Genomic DNA, 291 nt, shown 5'->3' with positions numbered 1-291 from the left:
GCCGACTGGTAGCTGATGTCGCCGAACTCGATGGTCTGGCTAAACAGCCCCTCCTCGACTTGGGCGGTCCCGTCGGCGTACAAGGCGTCGTAGCCGATCGCGGAGAGGACGTCTTTTGCCTCGGCGCGTGCGCGCCTCTTGCGGCGTGCCGCCTGCTCGACCTTCTTCTCCTATTTCTCGAGCCCTGCGGTTCGGATATGCGCGCCGCGCACGGGCGGGCCGCCCTTGGGCCGAACGGCATTCCGCTTCGTGCTCTTCGCCTTTTCTCTGTTCTTACCAAGCCGGAGCATG

1 protein-coding gene is annotated in these 291 nt (G+C 64.9%); it reads left to right on the top strand.

Annotated features, from left to right (window positions below; genetic code table 11):
• A partial coding sequence (locus NE591_RS15230; protein WP_256157099.1) for a hypothetical protein occupies positions 1 to 291 on the top strand: 291 nt, incomplete at both ends.

This window comes from Adlercreutzia sp. DFI.6.23 (assembly GCF_024462535.1).
In the GTDB taxonomy this organism is placed as follows: domain Bacteria; phylum Actinomycetota; class Coriobacteriia; order Coriobacteriales; family Eggerthellaceae; genus Adlercreutzia; species Adlercreutzia rubneri.
Note: the sequence above shows the minus strand (reverse complement) of the source record. Positions and strands in the feature narration are given on the sequence as shown.